The organism is Nocardiopsis xinjiangensis YIM 90004 (genome assembly GCF_000341145.1).
GTDB lineage: Bacteria > Actinomycetota > Actinomycetes > Streptosporangiales > Streptosporangiaceae > Nocardiopsis > Nocardiopsis xinjiangensis.
Genome location: NZ_ANBE01000023.1, coordinates 1 through 19302 on the forward strand (window position 1 = coordinate 1; position 19302 = coordinate 19302).

Consider the following 19302-nt stretch of genomic DNA (forward strand, 5'->3'; position numbering starts at 1 on the left):
CGCGGCTTGAGCACCATCGGGCGCTTGTCCAAGGACCGCGCGTCCCGGTCCTGCGCGGCCGGGGAGGACCGGGGCTTCGCCGGCGGCGGAGGGGTCTCCCGGGGCGGCTCGGCTGTCCGGTGCGCGGTCTCCTCCCCATCGGCCGGATCCGTGTTCTCGGTGTGTTCGGCCGGTTCGGCCGGTTCCGTGGAGGCGACCGAACCGTCGTGGTCCTCGGTCTCCTGCGCTTCCCGCCGCTGGCTGCCGGGACGGGCCCGGCCGGGTGGTACGCCGCCCTCCCGGCCGAAGGCCGCACGGACCTCGGGCCCGGTGTCGTGGTCCAGCACCGGCGCGGGCTGCTCCGGTTCCCCGGCCCCCTCGGGTGCGTGCTCGGCCTCGGGGCCCTCCTCCTCCGGCGGGGTCCACACCGGCGGTACGTAGTCGTCCAGGAGCCCGCCGGTCTCCTCCGTCGGCGGTTCCCACAGTCCGGTCTCCGACGGCGGCTCCCACAGGTCGGTACCGCTCGGGGCCTCCTCCCACGCGGCGTCGCCCTCTGTGACGGGATCTGCCGAGGCGGGGGAAGGCTCCTCCTCCCCGGGAGCGGTGGCGGCGGCGAGGGCCTCCTCGTGTACGGGGGCCCCGGCCGGTTCCGTGGTGCCTGCGGACGTCGCCACGGCGGTCACGGGCTCTGCGGGTGTTCCGGGCACACCCTCGGCCGGGCGCTCGGTGGCGCGTACGGGCGGTGTCGGTTCTGCACGTGTGGACGCGGAGGGCGGGGCGGTCCCGGTCGGGGGCGCGGACCCGTGCTCGGGACCGGTGGGGGCCTCGGCCTCGTCCGTGGCCGGATCGCCCACGGGGGACTGGTGCTCGAAACCCTCGTCGGAGAGGCGGTCGGGGACCACGGTCGGCCGGAACTCCGGTTCCGCCTCGGCCTCGGGCGCCGGAGCGCGCGGCCGGGACGCGCCCGGGACGACCGGGGCCTCCTCAGCGGCACGCTTGATGGGGTTTCCGCCGTTGTGCCGGCGGGGGAGCGAAGCTGCGGGGCCGACCGCGGCCTCGGCCCGGGCACCGTCCCCCTGCTCGCCCGCGGGGTCCTCCTCCCGAGCCGGGGTGGAGGGCTCGGCGGAGGGGAGGGGAGCCTCCTCCGACCGCGTGGGGAGTTCCTCAGCGGGTTCCGGCTCGGCGAGTTCCTCGGGCTCGGCCGGTTCGGGCCCGGAACTTCGGCCGTCGGTGCCACCGGCCGCGGGCAGGTGCCCGGTCTCGGCGCCGTCCTCGTGGGGTGCCTCCTCCCGCGGACTCTGGCCGAGGTCGAGCAGCCGGGCCTTGAGCGGTACGGGCGCGTCCTCCTCGACGGCCGGACGGCGCCCGGGGAGCACCGTGGTGCGATCTGCCGAGGGGCGCGGGCGGGGTGCGGCGTTCTGGCGCCGGCGGCGCATGTGGGCGCGCACGGTGATCCACAGCAGGATCGCGATGAGGAGCGCGGCCAGTGGAGCGACCGCGACGATGACGTTGGCCGTCCGTTCCGACAACAACGCCCCCTCGATCTGCGGGTCGAAGAGACCGAGGTTGCGCGCGGCCATGGTGGCCCCCGCGGCCAGGATCAGCAGGGGGATGAGCCCCACGTCGACCCACAGGCGTGCGCGGGGCGGGGCCGACCGCAGGACATAACTGACCCAGAAGGCCATCAGGACGAGCAGGGCGTAGGACACGGGGAACACGTGGGCGAACGCGCTGCCCTCGTGCCCGCCGTACTCGGCGAGCTGGAAGAGACCGTGGTAGGAGAGCACGAGCGCACAAGCGGTGATGATGCCGACGAAGACGGCACCGCCGATGATGGGGCCGGCTCCCGCTCCGCGGTCACCGGACCGGTAGCGCTGTTCCTCGGAGGTCGTTTTGTTAGGGGCCATCGTCATCGCAGAGTAGTCCAGGGGGTGGTGCCAACACGAGATTCCGGCCGATTCCGGCTGCTTCCTGGCGGGCCGTGACGCCGATGTCCGGGGAATATGCCTGATTCCGGCGGGTGAGGGGTGCGTGTCGGACCGGTTTATCTCTCATGCCATGGACGTGAATACGGTTCATCCTTTTCTCCCTGTGCGCGTTCGTGACCACCGGAGGCACGGCTCGAAACTCCCGGGAACGTCGGTTTGCGATGTGCATGCCAAGGGAAAGCGGATACGCTTGACAGCGTGAGTCTGCGCTTCTATGACACCAGTGCCCGACAGGTCCGCGAATTCGTCCCGCTACGCGAGGGCTGTGCGTCCCTGTACCTGTGTGGTGCCACAGTGCAGGCACTCCCGCACATCGGACACATCCGTTCCGGCGTGAACTTCGATGTCCTGCGGCGGTGGCTCACCCACTTGGGCTACGACGTCACCTTCTGCCGCAACGTCACCGACATCGACGACAAGATCATCGTCACCGCCACCGAAGAGGGTGTGCCCTGGTGGCAGATCAGTGAGCGCAACCAGCGTGCGTTCACCTGGGCCTATGAGACCCTCGGTTGCCTGCCGCCGACCGTCGAGCCCCGCGCCACCGGGCACGTGCCGGAGATGATCGAGCTCATGCAGCGCCTCATCGACGACGGCCACGCCTACGCGGCCGAGGACGGGTCCGGCGACGTCTACTTCGACGTGAGCTCCTACCCTTCCTACGGTCTGCTCTCCAACCAGCGCCTCGACCAGGTGCAGGAGGCCGCCGACTCCGACCCGGACCGCGACAAGCGCGACCCGCGCGACTTCGCCCTGTGGAAGGGGGCCAAGCCGGGTGAGCCGAGCTGGGACACCCCTTGGGGCCGCGGCCGGCCGGGTTGGCATCTGGAGTGCTCGGCCATGGCGACCAAGTACCTGGGGCCGAGCTTCGACATCCACGGCGGCGGTCTGGACCTGATCTTCCCGCACCACGAGAACGAGCAGGCGCAGTCCCGTGCCGCCGGTGACGGGTTCGCCCAGTACTGGCTGCACAACGGCATGCTCAAGGTGGGCGGCGAGAAGATGAGCAAGTCCGTGGGCAACTCGCTGCTCATCCCCAAGCTCATCGAGAAGGTACGCCCGGTCGAGCTGCGTTACTACCTGGCCCAGGCCCACTACCGCTCCACCATCGACTACTCCGACGAGGCGTTGGCGGAGGCCGCGGCCGCTTACCAGCGGGTCGAGGGGTTCCTGACCCGTGTCGTCGAGGTGGCCGGTGAGGTCGCCCCCGCCGAGCGGGTGCCCTCCGATTTCGAGGCGGCTCTCAACGACGACCTCGGCGTCTCCCAAGGGCTGGCGGTCGTGCACGGCCATGTGCGCGAGGGCAACAGCGCTCTGGCCTCCGAGAACAACGACAAGGCCGTCCGGTACGCGTCCGAGCTGCGCACCATGCTCGACGTGCTGGGGCTGGACCCGCTCAGCGAGCAGTGGTCCGGCGGCGGCGACCAGGGGCTGGCCGAGGTCGTGGACACCCTGGTATCGGTGGCGCTGGAACAGAGGCAGGCTGCTCGGGCCCGCAAGGACTTCGCGGCCGCCGATGAGATCCGCGACCGCTTGGCCGAGGCCGGTGTGGCGGTCGAGGACACCCCGCAGGGTCCGCGCTGGGACCTGCGCCGGGGGTGACCCCGCCTGCCCGGACCGGGCCGGAGCGCAAGTGTGAACGTTACGGGGTGCCGTGGCTCGTTGCCGCGGCACCCCGNCCGGGACTGGGAGCGTTCCCAAAAAACCGTCCGCCCCCCTTGCCGGTGACCGGGTCCGCACGTACAGTCGCTTAACAATTGTTCAGTAGAGGTGAACCACGCGTCTACGAAAGGCCCGCGTGACCACGGGTCGTGCGGGTCAGGGCTCGTTTCCCGCCACTCTCCACCCCCGGAGCATCGAATGAGCACCGACAGCAAGAACCACCCCCGTACCCACCGGCGCACGCCCCGCAGGACCACCCGCTACGCAGTGCCCGTCCTGGCAGCGGGCGCCGCCGTCGCCCTCACCGCGGCCGCGCTCACCTGGAGCGAGGACACCGCACCCACCGCCGAACCCGTCTCCCACGACACCGCTCAGCAGGGCGAGCTCGTGTGGTCCGACGAGTTCGACGGGGCCGAGGGCGAGGCGCCCGACCCCGCCAACTGGAACCACGAGACCGGCGATCACGGCTGGGGCAACCAGGAACTGCAGAACTACACCACCAGCCGGGACAACTCCGCGCTCGACGGCGACGGCAACCTCCTCATCACCGCCCTGGACGAGGGCGACGAGTACACCTCCGCCCGCATGACCACCCAGGACAACATGGAGCACCAGCACGGCCGGGTCGAGGCCCGCGTGCACCTGCCGAGCGGACAGGGCATCTGGCCCGCGTTCTGGATGCTCGGCTCCGACTTCCCCGAGACCCCCTGGCCCGACTCCGGCGAGATCGACGTCATGGAGTACATCGGCAGCGAGCTCGGCACGGTCCACGGCACCGTGCACGGGCCCGGATACTCCGGAGGAGAAGGTGTCGGCGCCTCCTACGACCACCCCGGCGGGGGGTCCTTCGCGGACGGCTTCCACGTCTTCGCCATCGACTGGGAGCCCGGATCCATCACCTGGTCGGTCGACGGAGTGCCCTACAACACCATCACCGCGGATGACGTCAGCGGTGACTGGGTCTTCGACCAGGAGTTCTTCCTGATCCTCAACGTGGCCGTGGGCGGCGAGTGGCCCGGCTACCCCGACGAGAGCACCGAGTTCCCGCAGCAGATGGCCGTGGACTACGTGCGCGTCTACGACATGGAATGACCCTGCCCCGGGGAGGTCTTCCTTCCGAGCCCGGGGAAGCGCCGTGCCCCGCCGTACCCGGAAGCGCAGCCGAGGGACCCGGGCGCGGACCGAGGTGTGCGCCCGGGTCCCTCGGCCCGTGCGATCTGCGAGGAGGATCTGTCGGTGGCGTGTCCCCAGTAGTCTGGGGGTTTGCCCGCCCGTTCCGGGCGGCGCGACACCGACCCGCCGGACGCACCGCGCTTCCGGCATGCTCGCAGAACGTACGGAGGCGGCGACCATGCCGGCGAAGAAGAACAAGAAGGGCCCGACCAAGGGCAGCGGCGGCAAGAACCGCCGTTCCCTCGAGGGCAAGAGCGGCACCCTGCCCGCCGAACAACGCCACTGGTACGAGGGCAAGCAGCGAGCCAAGTCCGCCAAGGCCGACAGTGCTCCCAAGGGTGGTGCACCCAAGGGCGGCGCGCGCTCCGAGCAGCGTTCCCACAAGGTCGACTCCGACCTGCTCGTGGGCCGCAACCCCGTCGTCGAGGCCCTGCGCGCCCACGTGCCCGCCAAGCGCCTGTTCCTCGCCAACAGCCTCGACGCCGACAACCGCGTCAACGAGGCCGCGCTCCTGGCCGGTGACCAGGGGGTCGAGGTCCTGGAGGTCACCCGCGCCGAGCTCGATCGCCGTTGCGACAGCAACGGCCAGCCCGGCGCCGCGCACCAGGGCATCGTGCTGCAGGTGCGCCCCTACGAGTACGCCACCCCCGAGGACCTGCTCGACCGTGCCCAGGCGGCCGAGGAGCCGGCCCTCGTGGTGGTCCTGGACGGGATCACCGACCCGCACAACCTCGGTGCCATCGCCCGTTCCGCGACCGCCTTCGGAGCCCACGGGATCGTGATCCCCGAGCGGCGCACCGCCGGGGTCAACACCACCGTCTGGAAGACCTCCGCCGGCACCCTGGCGCGCCTGCCCGTCGCACAGGCCACCAACCTCAACCGGACCCTGGAGGCCTTCAAGAAGGAGGGGCTCTTCACCGTCGGCCTCGACGCCGACGGCGATGTCTCCCTGCCCGGCCTCCATCTGGCCACCGGCCCGCTCGTCGTCGTGGTCGGTGCCGAGGGCAAGGGTCTCTCGCGCCTGGTGAGGGAGAACTGCGACGCCGTCGCGAGCATCCCGATCACCGCCGCCGAGTCGCTCAACGCCTCCGTCGCTGCGGGTGTGACCCTCTACGAGATCGCTCGTATGCGCGCCGAACAGGCCTGAGCCCCGCTCTCCGGGGCGCCGCGCGGCGCCCCGGACGCGGCCCGGTCGCAGCCCGGCCGTGCCGAGTGGGCTCATCGGCTCGGGAACCGGTACCATACGAGTGGACGTCCGGGCCCCGGCTCGGAGCGCTCGCCAGCGTAGCTCAAATGGCAGAGCAACCGCCTTGTAAGCGGTAGGTCAGGGGTTCGAGTCCCCTCGCTGGCTCTTCTCCGGACATGCAAAAAGGACCCCGTCACCTGCGAGAACAGGTGACGGGGTCTTTTCATGCATCGGTGGTCGGCGGTGGCCGGTGGCGGTTCGCGGTGAGTGGCCGCGCCGAATACGTTCGGAGGAGGAATCCCCGGCCGATTCCCCGCCCGGCTCCCGGACGGTTCCGCCCGGGTTCTACTGGGGCGTCCGCTTCTGTTGGTGGTCCGGGTGGCGGGAGAACGGCGGGGGCGAGCAGCGGTAGGGCCACGTCCCGGTACTCGGGGAGCACGGCTTCCCTTTCCGGGTGTTCGACCGGCCCGTCCCGCACGAGCGGCCGTGGGCGGTTCACCGGGCGTCGGGGGTCAGCACGATCTTGCCGACGTGGGACCGTGACGCGAGCTCGGCCTGGGCCTGGTGTACATCTCCCAACCCGAACACGGCGGCGACGACGGGAGCGACCCGCCCCTGGCGAGCGATGCCTGCCAGCAGCGAGAAGTGGGCGGGGGTGTGCATGGACGAGCCGATCAGCGCCTTGTTGTGCAGGTACAGGCGACGGATGTCGAAGGAGGCCGGGTAGCCGCCCAGGGCGCCGGCCACGACCCACCGGCCGCCCTCGCCCAGGTGGGGGAGGCCCTGCTCGATCAGGGCGCCCGCGACCACGTCGAGCACGGCATCCAGGCCCTCGGGGGCGAGCCCCTGTACATCGGCCCAGAGGTCCCCGCCGCGGACGATCGTCTCGTCGGCGCCTGCCTCTCGGACGGCGGTCTCCTTCCCAGCGCTGGTGAGCGCGAGGACGCGTGCGCCGCGCGCGTGCGCGAGTTGCACCAGTGCCAGCCCCACACCACCGGAGGCGCCCGTCACCAGGACGGTCTCGCCCGCCTGCACCCCGCCGCGTTCGATCATGCCCAGCGCCGTGCCGTAGGCGGTGGGGAGGGTGGCGAGTTCCTCGTCGGTCAGTCTCGAGCCCTGGACCGGGTGGACCCGTTCGGCGGCGGCCACGACGTACTCCGCGTAGCCGCCGTCGCGCTCACTCCCCAGGAGACCGACGGGGTGCGCGTGGGGGCCGGTGCTGTCGTACAGAGCCGGGTCCACGAGGACGCGGGTGTCCAGCAGTGCGGGATCGGCGCCGTCCCCGACGTCTGCGACGGTGCCCGCGATGTCTGCGCCCTGGATGCGGGGGAAGTCGACCCTTCCCCGCCAGCCGGCCTTGGCCCGTGGATCACCCGCGAGACCGTAGGAGCCCTCGCGGGTCCACAGGTCCGTGTTGTTGAGCGCGGCCGCGCACACCCGGACCAGGACCTCGCCGTGGCCCGGAGCGGGCGTGGGCACCTGTGCTAGTTCGAGGGCCTCAGGACCGCCGTGCCTGGTGAGCCGGGCGGCGTGCATGGTCTGCGGGATGGTCCGCATCCTCCACCTCTTCTTCGTATACTGACCTGTGAAGTCCTTCGAGAAGCAGGGTACACTGATCTGTGAATGAAAGTTCGACGTTCGACCCCGGCACGCTCACCCCGGGGGCACGCAGAATCCTCGACACCGCCGCCGAGCTGTTCTACGAGAACGGCATCACCGCCGTGGGTGTGGACCTCATCGCGGCTCGGTCCGGAGTGACGAAACGGACGCTCTACAACCGTTTCGGCTCCAAGGACACCCTGGTCGCCTCCTACCTGTCCGAGCGCGACCGCCGTTGGCGCGCGCTGGTCATGCGGTATGTGGACGCGCGGACGGCCGCCGCCGAACGTCTCCTCGCGCCGTTCGAGGCCCTGCGGGAGTGGAGTTCGCAGAACCCCCGCGGGTGTGCGTTCATCAACGCGTTGGCCGAGCTCCCGGAGCCCGGACATCCCGCGCACCGGATCGCTCTCGAGGAGAAGCGGTGGCTGCGTGACCTCTTCGCGCGTTCGGCCGGGCGGGCGGGTGCCGAGCACCCGGGTGAGTTGGCCGCCCGGCTCTTCTGCCTCCACGAGGGAGCCCTGGCCATGCAGGCCACGGCCCCCGGCCTCGACGGAGCGCACATCGCCACGGGGCTCGCGCATGACGTGGTGCGCGCCGCGGTCTGAGCGCGCGGGCCCCCGTTCCGACAGGAACGCGGGCCGTGTTCATGCCCCCTCCTGAGCAGGAGGGAGCGTCGAGGAGGAACTGATGCGATCCAAGGCCGCCGCGACCAAGGGATGGTCGCGTTTACCCTTCCGGGTCGCGGCGAGGACCCGGCGCACCGGAGCGGACTCCCCGGCCAGCGGCAGGCGCACGACCGGCCAGTCCTGGAGCCGCGCCAGCTTCGGGACGAGGATGATGCCGAACCCGTGGGCGACGAGGGCGGTCCCGGTCTCCCACTCGTCGGCCTGGTGGGCGATGTTCGGGGTGAAACCCGCCGTCATGCAAGCGTTCATGACGAGGTGGTGGTACGTGGTCCCGGGGCTCCCGACGATCCACGGTTCGTCCGCGGCGTCGGCGAGGTCGACCCCGGGCAGGCGCGTGAGCCGGTGCCCCTCCGGCACCACCAGGTCCAGGGGATCGTCGAGCAGGGGTTTCTGGTCGAAGCGCTCGTCACTCGCGGGCGGGGTCTCGGCCGTGTTGGTCACCAGGGCGAGATCGGCGTCCCCGGAGAGCAGCAGGTCGAAGCACCGTACGGGCTCGGCCTCGATCACCCGGAGCGTGACCTGGGGGAAACGCTCCCGGAGGTCGGAGGCGGCCGGAGGGAGCAGGCGGCTCGCCGCGGTCGAGAACCCGCACAGGGTGAACAGTCCGGTGGGTTCGTCGGCCGTCGCGGCCAACTCGGTGTAGGTGCGCTCGGCCTCGGCGTACAGGGCCTCGGCGTGCCGGAGGACGACACGTGCCGCGGCCGTCAGGGCGATCCCCCGGCCCGAGGGCGCCAGCAGTTCGACACCGAGCTCCTCGGCCAGTTGGCGTACTCGGTAGGAGACCGCGGAGGGCGTGTAGTGCAGTGCCTCGGCCGCAGCGGTGACGGTGCCGTGCTGGGCGACCATCTGCAGGACCTTGAGCTTCGAATCGATCATGCAGCTATTTTGCATGGTTCTGCCGAAAAACGTTTGCTTCTCATCAGCGTTCGTGCGGGACAAACTGGGCCCGTGATGTTTACGAAGCATGAGAGGGGTAGTGGCCGCCGTTCAGGCCGCTCCGGGGAACTGCACGTCGGGATCTGTGTACTGGTGGTGCTCACCGCCGGCGCCTACCTGCCGAGCCCGCTCTATCCCGGGTACCAGGAGGCGTTCGGCGCGAGCGATCTGTTCATGACGCTCACCTACGCCACGTTCGCCCTGACCAGCATTCCGGCGCTGTTGTTCCTCGGCCCCGCCTCCGATGCCCTCGGGCCGAGGACCGTGCTCCGCTGGGGGATCGCGGCCGCGGCTCTGGGGTCGCTGTGCTTCGTCCTCGCGGACGGGCCGGGCTGGCTGATCGCCGGCCGGGCCGTGCAGGGGATCGCGCTGGGAGCGGCCACCGGAGCAGCCGTCTCCCTGATCAACTCCGGGGAACGGGCGTCCGGGGACGGCCGGGCCAAGGTGAGGGCCTGTGCCGCTTTCGTGGGAGGGACCGCCGCCGGCCCGATCACCGCGGGCCTGTTGGCCCAGTACCTACCGGCGCCGCACACTCTGCCGTTCCTGGTGCATCTGGTGCTGCTGTGGGCCGGGTGGAACCAGGTCTCCGCCCTGCGGAAGAAGGAAGGAGCCTCGCTGCGGCAGTGGCGGCCCACCCGTCCGCGCGTCCCCGCGGCCCTGCGGCCGGTCTTCCGCGCGGCCGCTTCGACCGGGTTCCTGGCGTGGACCACCGCCGGATTGTTCCTGTCGGTCATTCCGACCCTGCTCGACCGTGCCGGCCAGAAGGACCTGGCCGTCGTCGGGGGGATCCTCGGAACCGTCTTGCTGTGTTCCCTGCTGGCCCAGCCCGCGGTGCCCGCGATGGGCCTTCGCGGGGCCCAACTGTCCGGACTCGTGGCTCTCCTGGTCAGCCTGATCCTCCTGGCCTTCTCCTTCTGGGGGCCGACGGTCCTCATCGCGGTGGCCGCGGTCGCCGCCGGGGCCGGTCACGGGCTCGCCTACGGCGGAGCGTCGGCGGCGGTGGAGAACGCTGTGCCGCCGGAGCAGCGCGGGGCGGTCACGGGTGCGCTCTACATCGCTTTCTACTCGGGGGCGGGCGCCCCGCCGATCGCCATCGGCCTCATGACGCTCGGGTCGTCCTTGGGTACGGCGACGGCTCTGGTCGCCGCGGCGGCGGCGACGGCCGTACCGGTGGCCGTGTCGATGGTGAGGTCGGCCCGTCCCGGGAGCCGGGCCATGGCTTGAAGCGGGCCCGGGGAACCGCACCGTTGCGAGTGCTTCGGCAGCACCGGCCCGGCGACCGCACCCACGCCCCTGGTCGAGGGGCCGTGCGCGATGGTTCCGGTGGCCGGCGCTCGGGACGGACGAACCGGCCGCATCGGTACGGCCCCCGTACGGTTGGGCCCTCCGACAGGTGGTGTGGCCGGAGCGCTCAGTACAGCGCGTCGATGACCTCCTTGTACCGTTCCTCGATGACCTTCCGGCGCAGACTCAGCTTCGGGGTCAGTTCGCCGGACTCGGCGGTCCACGGTGCGCCCAGGACCCGGTACTTCTTCACCTGTTCCACGTTGTTGAGCTCGGTGTTGATCTTCGCGACCGTCTCGTCGAGGGCGGCGAGCACAACGGGGTTGCGTGGCAGTTCGCCCAGGTCGGTGTCCTCGATCCCCATGGACCGCGCCCAGGCGGGGGCGGCCTCCTCGTCCAGCACGAGCAGCGCGGTGACGTAGCGGCGGGCGTCGCCGATCGCGACCGCGTGTGCGACGAGCGGGTGGGAACGCAGAGCGGACTCGATCTTCGTGGGAGCGATGTTCTTGCCTCCCGAGGTGATGATGAGTTCCTTCTTGCGGTCGGTGACCGTGACGACGCCGCGCTCGTCCACGGTGCCCACGTCCCCGGTGGCGAGCCAACCGTCTCCGTCGGTCGCGTCCGCGACCTCGCCATCGCTTTCCAGGTAACCGGAGAAGACCACGGGCCCCCGAACGAAGAGTTCCCCGTCGTCCGCGGCCTCGACCTCGACACCGGGGCCGGGCGCGCCGACCGCGCCCAATCCGAAGATCTCGGGGGTGCTCACCGTCGCGGCGCCGGTGGTCTCGCTCAGTCCCCAGACCTCGTAGACGGGAAGCCCCGCACTGGCGAGGAACTCGAGGACCGAGGTGGGGATGGGAGCGGCCCCGCTGAAGCTCCGCCGGCATTCGTCGAGCCCCATTGCGGCCCGGATCGGCTTCAGGACCTCCTGGTCGAGTTTCTGCGCCCGAGCCTGGAGTCCGGCCGGAACCTCCTTGCCGTCCGAGCGGAGGCGGAAGACCTCCAGAGCGGCCTCCCGGGCCTGCTCCACCGCGGTGGCCGGGTCCCCGGTCAGCTGGTCGAGCTGGGCCCGCAATGCTGTCGCCAACTTCTCCCACACCCTCGGGACACCGAAGAAACCGTTGGGGCGCACGGTTGCCAGGGCCAGGGGAAGCTGGGTCTGGTCGGCGCAGATGGTGACGTGCCCGGCGTTGCAGATCGGCATGTAGATCCCGAGCACGCGTTCGGCGATGTGCGCGAGCGGAAGGTAGGCCACCGAGCGCGGGTGGTCGGCGACCTCGGCGAGCCGGTCCTGCATCTCGGACTCGTAGATGACGTTGAGGTGGGACAGGACCACGCCCTTGGGGGCGCCGGTGGTGCCCGAGGTGTAGACGAGCGTCAGCGGACGGTCGTTCGTCAGCGCGTCGGTGAGTGCTTCGAAACCGGGGCCGGCGGCCTCGCCCACGGTGTCGCCGCGCAGGCCGGAGTAGGTGACGAAACGACGGTCGTCCGCCGGGATCAGGGACGGGTCGAGCACGACGACCGTGCGCAGGTGCGGGAGTTCGTCCAGAACAGGTCCCCACCGCCGCATCTCCTCCTCGCCCTCCAGAACGACCGTGGTCGCGGCGCTGTGCTGGGCGATGTGGCGGATCTGCTCGGTGCTGAGGGTCTCGTAGAGGGTGCAGGGCAGGGCCCCGAGGTGTACCGCGGCCAGGTCGGTGATCCAGTGTTCGGTCCGCTTGGACATGGAGATCAGCACGCGGTCGTCGCGCTGGAGACCCACCAGGGAGAGGCCCCGGGTCAGAGCGGCGACCTCGGAGCGCAGCTGGGACCAGGTCAGGGTCCTCGCATCGGGGCCGAGGCCGCTGGTGAGTGCCGGCAGCTCGGGGAAACGCTCGGCGTTTCGACGCAACAACCGGGGGATGGTCAGTCCTTCGACGGCCTGGCGCAGGGGGGTCGCGGTCGCCACGGCAGTTCCCTTCGTCGACAGTGTCGGTCGTCGTGTGCCTGTCACCACGATGTGCTTCTGTTGTCTTTCTGTCAATAGACGTTGATCGAAGTAGGCTGATCTCGGGCGTGAAGCTCTCAGTATCTGTTGTTTCTCGAGCGTGAGTCCGATTACTTCTATTGGCAAAGCGGCAATAGCGGTGATCTCTTGTGGGGCCGGGTGTGCGCCGGGACGCCGTGCTCCTGTGACCGCGGGCGGAGAGCCGTGACCTCGGGGGAAGGGCGGCAGGTAGGTGAGGACCGAAGCATGCGTCTACGGCGTGATCCGCACCCCCACGGGGGTGCGGCAAGAACGGGTCGCTCCACCACGCCAAACCCCCGTCCCTGGTGGCGGGGCCGATCTGATCGCGAGCACGGAGGGCTTCTTCGGGGAAGACGCCGACGCCTACGCGGTACGCGCGCAGGCCCGGGTCTGGTCCGGCGGATACTTCGAGAAGTCCGTGGTCCCGGTCCAGGACCGCAACGGGATGGTCTCGTGCTCTCCGAGGGCGAGCACAAGCGCCCCGGAACCACGATGGAAGCGTCCGGCAAGCTCCGGCCGTCCTTCGCCGGTATCGGGCAGAGGGGCGGGTTCGACGCCGTGGCCCTGCAGAAGTACCACTGGGTCGAAGACATCGACCACGCGCACACGCCCGGCAACCCGTCGGGCCTCGTGGACGGCTCCGCGCTGTTCCTCATCGGGTCGGAGGCTGTGGGGGCCGGTCTGGGCCTGCGGTCCCGGTCACGATCGCCTAGGCGACGGTGGAGGCGTCGCGCACCTTCTTGATGGTGTGTTGCGCGGCTTGCGCGCCGAGTCCGCGGGCCTCGAGGGCGGCGTAGGTGTGCTTGCGCAACTCGTACTCACGCGGCGCACCGCGCTCGAACGCAACCTCCGAGACCGGCTCGCCGCCGGCGTCAGGGCGTCCGTCCCCGCAGGTCGGGCCAGAAGCGTCCCGACCGAGGCGGGCAGTGCAGACCCCTGCTCCGGTACGGCTCACCCCTGTCTCGGGAAGCGATGCCCCCGGGAGTGAACGCCCGGGGTTCCTCGCTGGACCCAGCTGAACGACGGGGGCTCCCCCCCCCGAAGGACTCACAGAACCGTGTCGTCGACATGGCCACGCCTCACAGTCCGTACGTCTTGCCGATGATGTCGCGCTGGATCTCACTCGTACCGCCGTAGACGGTGGACACGACGGTCGAGCGCAGCAGGGACTCCATCCCGTACTCGGTGGCGTAACCGTAGCCGCCCATCATCTGCATGCCTTCGAGCGTGACGTGCTTGGCCAGTTCGGTGCACTTGAGCTTGGCCATCGACGCCTCACGGGCGAAGACCCTGTCGGGCTCGGCGTCGATGGTGGCGGCCACGTCGTCCAGCAGGAGACGGGCGCACTCGATCTCGGTGGCCATGTCGGCGATGCGGTGCTTGAGCGCCTGGAAGGAGCCGACCGGCCGGCCGAACTGCTCGCGCTGCCGTACGTAGTCGAGGGTGTCGTCGAAGGCGCGCCGTGCCGTTCCCATCATGAGGGCGGCGAGGATCATCCGTTCCAGGTTCAGCCCGGCCATGAGCTGGCTCCAGCCCTGGCCGGGCGTACCGACCACGGCGGAGTCCGGGAGGAAGCAGTCGGTGAAGTACAGGTCGTTGACGTCGCGGCCGCCCATGGTGTCGATACCGCTGATCTCCAGGCCCTCGGTGCCGGTGGGGACGAGGAACTGGGTGAGCCCTTCGTGCTTGGATCCTTCCCGCGAGGTACGGGCGGTGAGCAGGATGTGGTCGGCGATGTGCGCGTTCGAGCACCAGGTCTTCTGGCCGTTGACGACGTAACCGCCCTTGGTCGGCTCGGCGCGGCAGCTCAGCGCACCGACGTCCGAACCGGCACCGGGTTCGGACATCGAGACGGCCTCGACCCGGCCCTGGGGCACCCCTTCGAGGATCGTGCGTTTCTGCTCCTCGGTGCCGTACTTCCCGTAGGTCGCCGCGGCGATGATCGTGGTGCCGAACCCGGTGATCGGGGCCCGGCCGTAGGCCGTCTCCTCGAGGAACAGGCAGAGGTCCACCATTCCGAGCCCGGCGCCCCCGTACCCCTCCGGGATGTAGATCCCCAGCCAACCCAGCTGTGCCATCTTTTCGTAGAGCGCTTGGTTGTGCTGCTCCTTTCCGTGATCGGTGAGCTCGTCCAGCTGCTCCTTGGTCCCGGACTCGTGGAGGCAGAAACGGCCGATCGCATCGACCAGGTCGCGTTGTTCGTCCGTCAGGGCTCGTGACATGGCGTGAAATCCTCCGTCGGGGTGGGGAACAAGGCCATACTTCCCCTGTTGTTGTCGATGCGTCAATAGAGGTGTTTCCCGTGGATTCGTGGTTCTACACTGCTCTGGGGTGCGGAGGCCGGCCAGGATTGGCGTATGGTCGACGGCCGGGCGCCGGTGGCGGGAGCGTGCTTGTTGTCCCGTGTTGAATACAGGCGCCCCTACGTGCAAGGGGCTGAGGGAAGAGCCTTGGTACTCTGGGATCCCGACGTTGGCGTACGGCCAACTGGAGAGGAAGAGCAGCCGGTGCAACCGCCCGCACAGAGACGCCGTCTCGAGCCCGACGAGCGGCGTTCCGAGATCCTTGCCGTCGCACGCCGCTTGTTCGGCCGCAGTACGTATTCAGGCGTGTCGGTCTCCGAGATCGCGCAGGCCGCCGGTGTCGCCCGCGGCCTCGTCAACCACTACTTCGGTGGCAAACGCGAGCTCTACCTCGAAGTGGTGCGGCGGATGCTGGTCGTGCCGCCCTCGGTGGCGGAGAACCTGCCTCGCACCACCGTCGAAGAACGTCTCTCGATCTGCGTGGACCGCTGGTTGGACGTGGTGGAGCGCAACCGCGAGATGTGGCTGTCGGCGATCGGCTCCGAAGCGATCGGACAGGACAGCGACGTCGAGCAGATCATGCTCGAGGTCGACGAGTCGGCCACCGACCACATCCTCCAAGCAGCCATGATGTCCGACGTCGTCGAAGGCCGCGAGAAACTCCGCGGGATGGTGCGCGCCTACGGCAGCATGCTCAAGGCGGCGTCCCGGGAGTGGCTGGTGCGCGGTGCATTGAGCCGTGCCGACCTGCACGTCATGCTGACCAGCTCGGTCCTGCACATACTGCAGACGGTCTTCCCCGCCGTGCGTGAGGAGCCCTGACCCCGCTCGCCGAGGTGGGCCGGGTGGTGAGCCCGGGGCCGGTGCCCGTCGTGCCGAAGCCGGACCGGGGATGCACCGGCCCGGGGCCGGAGTTGACGAACCGGTCAACTCTCGGTGTCGAACTGCCCGGGGCGCCGGCCCTCGCCGGGCGGACCGGCGAAGGCCTGCCCGATCTCGAGCCACTCGCGCGCGAGCGCGCCTCGCGCCCGCAGGTCGGTGTCGTCGGGGTGCCGCCGCCGCGTCAGCACCAGGCAGAACTCCTCCGCGTTCCCGGTGACGACCTGATCGGCCCCGGCCGGGCCCAGGTGCCACGCCGACCCGTCGGGTGCCTCCAGCTCGACCCGCACCGGTTCTTCGGGGGCCGGCAGTTCACGGGTGAGGTAACTGAACGGCCGGGCACGCACCGCGATGTGCGCGACGTGCCGCAGCCGTGCGGTCGGGCGGCGGCGCACCCCGAGCGCGTCGACGACGTCCTGGCCGTGCGCCCACGTCTCCATCAGGCGTGCGGTGGCCTTGGAGGGCACGCTCATGGGCGGCCCGAACCACGGCACACGCGTGCCGGGGGGTGCCTCCGCGAGCGCGGTGCGCAGCTCGCCGGCGGCCTCCTTCCACTCGGGGAGCAGACGCTCGGCCGGGACCGGGTCAGGTTCGGTGAACCCTTCCGGATCGGCCATGGCCTTCGTCAGCAGCGCGTCGAAACCCTCGGGGCCGGTCAGCGCGAGGCGTGCCGCACGGTCGAAGAAGGACAGGTGTGCGACCTGGTCGGCGATGCTCCACCCGGGCGCGGGGGTGGGGCGGGCCCAGGCCGCGTCGTCCAGGTCGGTCAACAGGCCGGCGAGTTCCTCCTGTTCGGCTCGCAGGTCTTCGATCAGGGCGTGTACGTCGACCATGGGATCGCTCCTCCCAGCAGGGAACCGGCGCCGTCCGATGTTGACGGACTTGTCATGTTCGGCGAACAATAACGCACGGGTGACGGGCATCACACGGGCGGGCGCGGCTTGTGTCCCGGTGGATGCGGTGCGGCCCGTGCCCCTGGACCGAGAGCCCCACAGCGACGACGGATGCGAGCGCGAACCGATGAGTCCCACCCCCCGAGCCGACCTCTGGAACACCCCCGAGCGCACGGAGCTCCGCGCCACCGTGCGGGCCTTCGCGGAGAAGGAGATCCTGCCCCACGCCGACCGTTGGGAACAGGAGGGAGAGATCCCCCGGTCCCTGCACAAGGCCGCCGCGGACCTGGACCTCCTCGGTCTCGGACTGCCCGAACGGATGGGCGGCGGGGGCGAGATGATCGACCAGCTCGTGGTCTCCGAGGAACTCCTGCACACGGGTGTGCCCAGCGGGGTCCTCGCGTCACTGTTCACCCACGGCATCGCCCTGCCCGCCCTCGTCGCAGACGGGCGCGAGGACCTGGTCCGCGACTACATCCGCCCCACCCTCGCGGGCGAACGCGTCTGCGCCCTGGCCATCACCGAACCCGACGGCGGATCCGACGTCGCCCGGCTGCGCACGCGGGCCGTACCCGACGGCGACGAGTGGGTCATCGACGGAGCCAAGATGTTCATCACCTCCGGCCACCGCGCCGACTTCGCCACCGTCGCCGCCCGCACCTCCGACACCGGCCACGAGGGCATCTCCCTGTTCGTGGTCGACACCGACACCCCCGGCTTCACGGCCTCGGGCAAGCTCGACAAGATGGGCTGGCTCTCCTCCGACACCGCCGAGCTCTCCTTGGACGGTGTCCGTGTCCCTGCCCGCAACCTCCTCGGCGAACGCGACCAGGGTTTCCTCCAGATCATGCGCCAGTTCGCCACCGAACGGATCGGGATGTCGGTGCAGGCCGTCGCCATCGCCCAACGCTGCATCGACCTGTCCGCCCGCTACCTGCGCGAACGCGAGGCCTTCGGCGGCCCGCTCGCCAAACGCCAGGTCCTGCGCCACCGCCTCGCCGAGATGCACCGCCGCACCACCGTCGCCCGCACCTACGTCCGCCACGTCGCCGAACGGCTCCAAGAAGGGGAGGAGCTCATCCCCGAGGTCGCGGTGGCCAAGAACACCGCCACCGAGACCCTCGACCACGTCGTCGACAACGCGGTCCAGATCCACGGCGGCGCCGGTTTCGCCCGCGACAGCGAGGTCGAACGCCACTACCGCGACGCACGCATCTTCAGCATCGGCGGCGGCACCTACGAGATCATGAACGAGGTCATCACCAAGTTCCTGCCGTTGCGCTGACCGGGTCCGCCGCCGGGGCCGCTGTTACGATCCCGGGCGGTGGAGCACACCGCCGGGCGACGGGGAGGGGCCGAGACGATGAGGGAGCGCCGACTGGACGAGCGCCCGCTCACCACGCGCGGACGCCGCACCCGCAACACGCTGGTGCAGGCCGCACGCGAGGTCTTCGAGGAGAAGGGGTTCGAGGAGACCCGGGTGGCCGAGATCGCCGCCCGCGCGCACCTCGCACACGGCACCTTCTACACCTACTTCGACTCCAAGGACGATGTCCTGCACGAAGTCGCCAAAGGCCTCACCGCGGAGATGTTCGAGGCCTCCCGCTCCGGTGAACCGCCCGGTGCGGGGCCCGTCGACCGCATCCGGGCCTCCACCGAACGGTTCCTGAGCGTGTACCGGGACAACGCCCGCATGATGCACGTGGTCGAGCAGGTCTCCCCGCGCAACCCCCGGTTCGGCCACGTCTACCTGGAGATCCGGGGCCTGTTCGTGGACCGGATCGCCGCGGGCGTGCGCCGTCTCCAGAAGGAGGGCGAGGCCGATCCCGGGCTGGACGCCGACACCGCGGCGAGCATGCTCGGCGGCATGGTCGAGCACTTCGCCCGGGTGTGGTTCCTGCACGGCCAGGAGTACGACCCCGACAACGCCCTGGAGACCGCGACACTGTTGTGGGCGCGCGGGATCGGCCTCGACGTGTCCGGTGAGGACGGGACGGGGAGCGCGAGGGAGGGAACGGACGGACCGGGGTGATCCCGTACCGATGCGGGGTTCCGGTGGGTGGCTGGGGCTCCGGTGAGTGACTCGGGTGTGGGGTTCGGGTGGATCGGTGCAGATGCTTCTATGTGGGTGGTGTTCGTCGGAGCGTCGAGCTTAGCCCGGCCGGGGCTTCCCGCAACCCGCTTCGGCGCCACCCCCACATACTCGGGACCTGCCCAAAGGTGCGGGGTTGTGCGGGGTCGGTGTGGGGCGCCTCGGGGTGTGCGGTCCACCCCTTGACGCCGGGCTGTTGCGCTCTCGCCGCCGAACCCCTGCCGGCCGGCCCCCTCATCCGCCGAAGAAGCGGGGGTCCCAACTACCAAACCCCCTGTGGTGGCCACATTGCGACCACCGCTTGCGGCGTGGGCACGGCCGCTCGCTCCTGCGGAAGCCCTCCTACGACAGGCGCAACCCTGGCCCCGGCACTCCCGGTGACGGCATTGAGGCCAGGGCAAGCCGGCGTGCGCACGGTTCGTCCCCTCTCATTTTATCGCGGAAAAGCGGGCCGGTGGAGTTATCCACAAGCCCATTTTCGGGGAATATCTGTGGGGAACTGCGAAGTGCTTTCGTAGAAAGCCTCCAGGGACAGGGGAAGGGTTTTCTGTCCTTGGAGACAGTGTTATCTGAAGAGGTGTTTCTTTTAGAATGGAAGCATGACGGACCACACCGCAGCACCCGGCGCAGGAGC

15 protein-coding genes and 1 tRNA gene are annotated in these 19302 nt (G+C 70.3%); 9 read left to right on the forward strand and 7 right to left on the reverse strand.

Annotated features, from left to right (window positions below; all coding sequences use genetic code 11):
• On the reverse strand, positions 1-1886 hold a 1886-nt coding region (locus tag D473_RS0111925; protein ID WP_161626422.1), incomplete at its 3' end, for a hypothetical protein.
• A 279-nt stretch (positions 1887-2165) separates the two neighbouring features.
• Between D473_RS0111925 and cysS the strand changes: the two genes are divergently transcribed.
• The 4 genes from cysS (at position 2166) to D473_RS0111945 (ending at position 6153) form a co-directional block, all read left to right on the forward strand.
• Positions 2166-3569, forward strand: a complete 1404-nt coding sequence (cysS, locus tag D473_RS0111930) for a cysteine--tRNA ligase (RefSeq protein ID WP_026126869.1) — start codon at positions 2166-2168, stop codon at positions 3567-3569.
• A gap of 258 nt (positions 3570-3827) precedes the next feature.
• Positions 3828-4721, forward strand: coding sequence for a glycoside hydrolase family 16 protein (locus D473_RS0111935; protein WP_017609301.1), 894 nt, complete (start codon positions 3828-3830; stop codon positions 4719-4721).
• A gap of 259 nt (positions 4722-4980) precedes the next feature.
• On the forward strand, positions 4981-5949 hold the full coding sequence (gene rlmB, locus D473_RS0111940; protein WP_026126870.1) for a 23S rRNA (guanosine(2251)-2'-O)-methyltransferase RlmB: 969 nt from the start codon (positions 4981-4983) through the stop codon (positions 5947-5949).
• Between the two features lie 131 nt (positions 5950-6080).
• A tRNA-Thr gene (locus tag D473_RS0111945) sits at positions 6081-6153 on the forward strand.
• 330 nt (positions 6154-6483) lie between these two features.
• On the opposite strand, the gene D473_RS0111950 is transcribed toward D473_RS0111945, so the two are convergent.
• On the reverse strand, positions 6484-7545 hold the full coding sequence (locus D473_RS0111950) for a zinc-binding dehydrogenase (RefSeq protein ID WP_017609303.1): 1062 nt from the start codon (positions 7543-7545) through the stop codon (positions 6484-6486).
• Positions 7546-7607: 62 nt separating this feature from the next.
• On the opposite strand from D473_RS0111950, the gene D473_RS0111955 reads away from it, so the two are divergent.
• A complete protein-coding gene (locus D473_RS0111955; protein WP_017609304.1) occupies positions 7608-8192 on the forward strand; it encodes a TetR/AcrR family transcriptional regulator in 585 nt (194 codons plus the stop codon).
• A 39-nt stretch (positions 8193-8231) separates the two neighbouring features.
• Here D473_RS0111955 and D473_RS0111960 read toward each other — a convergent pair whose 3' ends face one another.
• Positions 8232-9149 (reverse strand): LysR family transcriptional regulator, encoded by a 918-nt coding sequence (locus D473_RS0111960; RefSeq protein WP_017609305.1) that lies wholly within the window; start codon positions 9147-9149, stop codon positions 8232-8234.
• Between the two features lie 75 nt (positions 9150-9224).
• On the opposite strand from D473_RS0111960, the gene D473_RS0111965 reads away from it, so the two are divergent.
• Positions 9225-10433: an MFS transporter gene (locus D473_RS0111965; RefSeq protein WP_083917982.1), complete on the forward strand. Its 1209-nt coding sequence runs from the start codon at positions 9225-9227 to the stop codon at positions 10431-10433.
• Positions 10434-10620: 187 nt separating this feature from the next.
• Here the strand turns inward: D473_RS0111965 and D473_RS0111970 are convergent, their stop codons facing one another.
• From D473_RS0111970 to D473_RS0111985, 3 genes are all read right to left on the reverse strand, one after another.
• The gene (locus D473_RS0111970) at positions 10621-12441 is read right to left on the reverse strand and encodes an AMP-dependent synthetase/ligase (RefSeq protein ID WP_017609307.1); all 1821 of its coding nucleotides are present in this window, start codon (positions 12439-12441) and stop codon (positions 10621-10623) included.
• 769 nt (positions 12442-13210) lie between these two features.
• Positions 13211-13456 (reverse strand): hypothetical protein, encoded by a 246-nt coding sequence (locus tag D473_RS27865; RefSeq protein WP_083917983.1) that lies wholly within the window; start codon positions 13454-13456, stop codon positions 13211-13213.
• A gap of 124 nt (positions 13457-13580) precedes the next feature.
• A complete protein-coding gene (locus D473_RS0111985; RefSeq protein WP_017609310.1) occupies positions 13581-14723 on the reverse strand; it encodes an acyl-CoA dehydrogenase family protein in 1143 nt (380 codons plus the stop codon).
• 285 nt (positions 14724-15008) lie between these two features.
• Between D473_RS0111985 and D473_RS0111990 the strand changes: the two genes are divergently transcribed.
• Complete coding sequence (locus tag D473_RS0111990) at positions 15009-15626, forward strand: TetR/AcrR family transcriptional regulator (RefSeq protein WP_017609311.1); 618 nt, start codon at positions 15009-15011, stop codon at positions 15624-15626.
• Between the two features lie 104 nt (positions 15627-15730).
• Here the strand turns inward: D473_RS0111990 and D473_RS0111995 are convergent, their stop codons facing one another.
• Positions 15731-16516, reverse strand: a complete 786-nt coding sequence (locus tag D473_RS0111995; RefSeq protein ID WP_017609312.1) for a TIGR03084 family metal-binding protein — start codon at positions 16514-16516, stop codon at positions 15731-15733.
• Positions 16517-16703: 187 nt separating this feature from the next.
• Between D473_RS0111995 and D473_RS0112000 the strand changes: the two genes are divergently transcribed.
• Both D473_RS0112000 and D473_RS0112005 read left to right on the forward strand, forming a co-directional pair.
• Complete coding sequence (locus tag D473_RS0112000; RefSeq protein ID WP_033353260.1) at positions 16704-17861, forward strand: acyl-CoA dehydrogenase family protein; 1158 nt, start codon at positions 16704-16706, stop codon at positions 17859-17861.
• 78 nt (positions 17862-17939) lie between these two features.
• Positions 17940-18608 carry a TetR/AcrR family transcriptional regulator gene (locus tag D473_RS0112005; RefSeq protein WP_017609314.1) on the forward strand — a complete coding sequence of 223 codons (669 nt, stop codon included), beginning with the start codon at positions 17940-17942 and terminating at the stop codon, positions 18606-18608.
• Positions 18609-19302 lie beyond the last annotated feature (694 nt).

Excerpts from the sequence above, each read along its gene's own strand:
- D473_RS0111935 (WP_017609301.1), top strand. The coding sequence starts at position 3,828 with ATGAGCACCGACAGCAAGAACCACCCCCGTACCCACCGGCGCACGCCC.
- rlmB (WP_026126870.1), top strand. The coding sequence starts at position 4,981 with ATGCCGGCGAAGAAGAACAAGAAGGGCCCGACCAAGGGCAGCGGCGGC.
- D473_RS0111950 (WP_017609303.1), bottom strand. The coding sequence starts at position 7,545 with ATGCGGACCATCCCGCAGACCATGCACGCCGCCCGGCTCACCAGGCAC.
- D473_RS0111960 (WP_017609305.1), bottom strand. The coding sequence starts at position 9,149 with ATGATCGATTCGAAGCTCAAGGTCCTGCAGATGGTCGCCCAGCACGGC.
- D473_RS0111965 (WP_083917982.1), top strand. The coding sequence starts at position 9,225 with ATGTTTACGAAGCATGAGAGGGGTAGTGGCCGCCGTTCAGGCCGCTCC.
- D473_RS0111985 (WP_017609310.1), bottom strand. The coding sequence starts at position 14,723 with ATGTCACGAGCCCTGACGGACGAACAACGCGACCTGGTCGATGCGATC.
- D473_RS0111995 (WP_017609312.1), bottom strand. The coding sequence starts at position 16,516 with ATGGTCGACGTACACGCCCTGATCGAAGACCTGCGAGCCGAACAGGAG.
- D473_RS0112000 (WP_033353260.1), top strand. The coding sequence starts at position 16,704 with ATGAGTCCCACCCCCCGAGCCGACCTCTGGAACACCCCCGAGCGCACG.
- D473_RS0112005 (WP_017609314.1), top strand. The coding sequence starts at position 17,940 with ATGAGGGAGCGCCGACTGGACGAGCGCCCGCTCACCACGCGCGGACGC.